The organism is Chitinivibrionales bacterium (assembly GCA_014728215.1).
GTDB lineage: Bacteria > Fibrobacterota > Chitinivibrionia > Chitinivibrionales > WJKA01 > WJKA01.
The window spans coordinates 1-4,563 of record WJLZ01000001.1; the positions used below are offsets into that span (position 1 = coordinate 1).

Annotated in this window: 4 protein-coding genes; 1 reads left to right on the forward strand and 3 read right to left on the reverse strand. The window is 44.0% G+C overall.

Features of this window, described 5'->3' with window-relative positions; all coding sequences use genetic code 11:
* Positions 1-608: 608 nt before the first annotated feature.
* From GF401_00005 to GF401_00015, 3 genes are all read right to left on the reverse strand, one after another.
* A complete protein-coding gene (locus GF401_00005) occupies positions 609-1,235 on the reverse strand; it encodes a hypothetical protein (protein ID MBD3343424.1) in 627 nt (208 codons plus the stop codon).
* A gap of 179 nt (positions 1,236-1,414) precedes the next feature.
* Positions 1,415-2,173, reverse strand: a complete 759-nt coding sequence (locus tag GF401_00010; protein MBD3343425.1) for a hypothetical protein — start codon at positions 2,171-2,173, stop codon at positions 1,415-1,417.
* A 129-nt stretch (positions 2,174-2,302) separates the two neighbouring features.
* Positions 2,303-3,028 (reverse strand): hypothetical protein, encoded by a 726-nt coding sequence (locus GF401_00015; protein MBD3343426.1) that lies wholly within the window; start codon positions 3,026-3,028, stop codon positions 2,303-2,305.
* A 419-nt stretch (positions 3,029-3,447) separates the two neighbouring features.
* On the opposite strand from GF401_00015, the gene GF401_00020 reads away from it, so the two are divergent.
* Entirely contained in the window at positions 3,448-4,215 is a 768-nt protein-coding gene (locus GF401_00020; GenBank protein MBD3343427.1) for a tyrosine-type recombinase/integrase, read from the forward strand.
* The last annotated feature ends 348 nt before the right edge of the window (positions 4,216-4,563 follow it).

Here is a 4,563-nt window from a genome sequence, read left to right on the forward strand (position 1 = left end):
AAGTACCTGAGCAGGTTAGGTTCCGTCTCTACGCCGGCGGTTCCATCACGCCTTGGCGTGACGATGAGGGAGTTACGAGCCCCCATACCTGACCGCTTACCTTTTGGTTCAAGCCTGACAGCATCATTTGGCTTTTTCTCTTGACGACGCTTACAACGATTCATCACGCCTTGGCGTGACTCGATTCTAGCTCCCTACCGCCCCGATGCTGGCAGAAGTTGAGGTCCCCTCACGGGTTTCCTCTTCTGGGGATCAAGTCCCCACGGGCTTCATTGTCCCGGAAGCTTCGCACCATCAGATTACTCCGAAAGCACGTCCCGGTAGAATACCTGTTGCAGAAAATAGGGTTTCATGTTAGCATATATAGCTAACTGAAATAGATACTTATCCGACTTCATGTCGCACGGCAACGTTAAGCTAAGGGGCCGGGCGGGATTCTGAGAAATTCCCCGAAGCCGATTCAATCAATCTTTGAAACAAGTTCGAAAAAGCCAACTAACCCGCTCGGTCCCTATTATGCGAATTGAAGTAGAGACGGATTTATTAGAATTTCACTTTTCCGATCTGTAGGGAAAGTTTTTTCTTGACAACCGGAGGCCATATAGATGTTATAGTTTTTCTCCTATTTTTATAGAAACAACTTCTGGTTTGCACGGGACGACCTTTATTGGAAAACCAATGCTTTCAAACGCCATTGCAAAGTCATCACCAACCTCTTTTTTAAATGTTTCAGGTATTTCAACTATGATTCCTGACCAAGTGTCTGGAGATATTATTGCTCCAGGATAAGACCTTATAGAAAAGCCAGTATCTCTTAGAATGTCAAACAGTTCTCGTGCAAATGACATTGCTTCATTATTGCCACCTATGGCAGAAATATTGAGTTCAATGCCTGCATATTTTTTTAAACTCTCTTTAAAAGAGTTCACTCCATTCGTATTAAGTTTTCTATCTTGAACTTTGTTTTTTAATAGTACTGTTTCTTTCGTAAGACGTGTTATTTCATTTTTGCTCTTTGACAACTCGTCAGATAGCAATTTTGATTTATGTTCTGTTTCTTGAATTCGAGATTCTGTGCTTTGATCTTTTTCTTTTTGTAATGTGGATATTCTATTTGATGCTTTTAAGCTAAGACCAGAAGCAACAAGCGTGAGAAGCCCAAAAAATAAAATACAGAACTGCATTATTGTATAAAATTTACTCACAGATTCTATGGAGTTCCACCATGTCAACATTTCAAATAATCCTTATTTTGTTCGCTTGGCTTGTTATTATTTTTTGGTGATTATGTTTTAGGTTATCAAAAGTTTCCATTTCGACACCATAACATTATAATCACGCGGCCCGGTGTTTGGGCTCGCGTGGATTTACGGGTTGGCAGCTATCCTTTACTGTAGCTGCAAATTTCTACAGTTCACCGGTTCATGTTTACCCATGCGAAATCAAGTGTATTAAAAAGTGTGTCCATGGCATATCGGAAATGTGACCAATCAAGCCATTTACCATCCATCGAGCCTCCGGTCAGAGGCTCGTATCGAAAATGCCAACCTGTTTCATCCATCTGGTGCAAGGCCATGATCCAATCTTTGGTCAGGGGTGAAACCTTTTTATTATAGTTTTGTTCCACCGCCTCCATGCATGCCTTGAGATTGTGATCGAGTTCCTTTCCCGTGTTACCCAACATTTTGAGATATATCTCCAATGCGTGACGATATGCGAAGAGAACGGGATAACAATCTGCCATGGGAAACCCGCTGTCGTTAGCCTTTTCCCAAAGCACGTTGGCTGCTTGATGGTAACTTCGAGCGATTTCTATTTGTTCTAAATGTATACGAGGGGAAATCAATAGCCCGTATCGTGACGGCTCATCCTGATTTTCTGGGACCTCATCTTGTATCAAAGGGGTATGATTCCAAAGAGTATGAATAAAAATGTCTTCATGGTGATTCTCTGAATTAAGCTCGGCAACAATAGCTTCGACATCCGGTTCGTCCTCCCAAACGTAACTAACATAGAGTAGTACCAGAATATCCTCTTCCGTAAATATGCGCGGTGTTCCCTTCATCGGATTTGCCGAAGTTGAAAGGTTATCGCGAAATTGATACGCCCATGTCTTAAGCTGCTGGATATCAATTCCCAATATTCGGGCTGTTTCAGCAACACCATATTTCATGATGTAATGATCACCTCACTGTATTAAAATCAGGCTGGCACGAACAACCATGCGTGCTAATTGAGTGGTTGCCAACGCAGGGATAACCGGCGTGTATCGGGACGCGTAGCGCCGCGATACACGTCCGAGTTAATGCACTTTTTCGAAACTACTTTGAATAGTTTTACGTTTAGCTTTAATTACTGAATAAATTATAGTTATAGCAGTAAGGCAATACAGCATTGCTATTATAATATTTTCTATATGAGAATCGATATTGATTTTTAGAAAGTTAAACGTTTTTGTCCATGCAACAGCGAGAAATACTTTGTTTATTATTCCAAATATTATACCTTCCTGGATCTTTTGGATAAGTATATTTTTGTTGCTTTCATCTAATTTTGGTTTCTGATTTATCTTTTCATCAGAAACTTTAAGCAGGACAAGTCCCATGAGCAACATGATAAAAAATAAACTCATTACAACTGCACCGGCTATTGAAAGATAATAGTAATACCCCCAAAAATATAGATATGGAGTTGAAATATATACTAAAATCAGTCTGACCAAGTCTCTAACTGTTGTAAAAATAATATATATAGACACACCCACTAATTCAAAAATCTTGAATCTGATTTTGAGGGCATATTCTGGAAATATTCTTTTTAAAACCCAAAGGATAGAATTTATTAAAAATATAGCGAATAAAATTTTTGGTAATGGATCCATTTTATCTTTGGAACAATCGTTAACCGGTTTTCCGGTCAACAACCAAATTCTATTATCAATCCCAAATATCACAATTTCGGGGATATTGGAAGATAATTCTTCTAAGATACTTAAATTTATATTGACTTTCCCTAAAAGATAGATCATAATTTGTCGAGTAACACTCAAATCGGCGTGTTACCCGACTGTCGCCTTTCTACAAAAATGCCGGTCAACATGCCAATTTTACATGTTACCCGACAAACAGAGCACATGATGAAAAACGTACCTGAAGATATACGGATTCGCTTTGATCGCCTTTTGGACCATAACGCTGTTCCCGTAAAATACAGATCCTACTACCATAAGTGGCTCCGCTACTATTTGGACTTCTGTCACAAATACCATCACCCCCCAAACGATACTTCCAGCAGACCCCATTTCCTGAAGAAGCTTACAGAGAAAGGACAATCCGAGGTTTATCAACGCCAAGCTTCTCATGCGGTTGCAATATACTATCAGATGGTTGCAAACCAACCCAGCGCTTCCATCGATAAAAATCATCCCGACCTGCGGAAACGGAGCCCATCCTCGTCAAAAAGAGAACCAAAAACGCCGAAGCTAAAGCATCGAATACCCCTTTGGCAAAGGCAAAAAGAAAACACCCTATACCTCCTACCCCATTCCGCCAGTCCGAAGCCCAGGGGCAGTGGAATAAAGTCCGGGGCAATAACATCGCCGAATACAAACCATCCGAGAATGGATCAGCATGGAACATCGCCAAAACAAACCTTACCAACGAAATCAAAGTCCGCCATTACTCCAAAAATACACTGCAAACCTATTGCGGGTGGTTGACCAAATTCCAGGCCCACGCCAAAAATAAAAATCCGACCGAGTTGACCGACGAAGACTTCAAAAATTTCCTGACCTTTTTAGCCGTCAATCTAAAGGTTGCCGCTTCCACTCAAAACCAGGCCTTCAATGCCATTCTATTCTTCTTTCGCCATGTCCTCAAAAAAGAGCCCGGCGAGATCAAGTCCGTAAGGGCCAAACATAAACCATATCTACCGGTTGTTCTCACCCGGAAAGAGATCAACCGGGTACTCGGAAACTTGTCCGATCCTTATCACATCATCGTCGGTCTGCTGTACGGCTGCGGCCTCCGACTGTTTGAATCGCTTCAGCTTCGGGTGCAAGAGTTTAATTTCGACGACGGCATGTTGACGGTTCATGACGGCAAAGGCAAGAAGGACCGGGCCGTCACGATCCTTCCAGGTCCCCCCCGAACCTTTCCAGCGCCGGCTATGCAAATCGGTCCAGGCACCGACCGGACTCAAGACGAACCGACATAAAAACAAAACGGGCGCCCCGGCCGATTTCGGCCCAAGGCGCCCGTCTGATTCCGCGCGTGCTTCGGTATGGTGCCGAAAGCTACTCCTCCGCGGGCACCCCCGCCTCCGGCGTCTCGGCATCGGCCTCCGGCTCCGGCGGCGCCTCGAAGAAATCCTCCACATCGGTGGTGAAGTTCCCGTACCGCCATTTGGGGACGATGTAGGTCCACTTTCCGACCTTCTCCGTCAGCTCCTCGGCCGTCCGGGCCAGCTCCGCCTGCTTCTCCTTCCGCTCGGCGGCCGCCTTCTTCCGGGCCTCCTCGGCCGCCTTCTCCGCCTCGGCATCGGTCTCCGTCGCCTCTGCCTCCG

Coding starts and splice junctions, on each gene's coding strand:
- GF401_00005 (MBD3343424.1), bottom strand. CDS start 1,235: ATGTTGACATGGTGGAACTCCATAGAATCTGTGAGTAAATTTTATACA.
- GF401_00010 (MBD3343425.1), bottom strand. CDS start 2,173: ATGAAATATGGTGTTGCTGAAACAGCCCGAATATTGGGAATTGATATC.
- GF401_00015 (MBD3343426.1), bottom strand. CDS start 3,028: ATGATCTATCTTTTAGGGAAAGTCAATATAAATTTAAGTATCTTAGAA.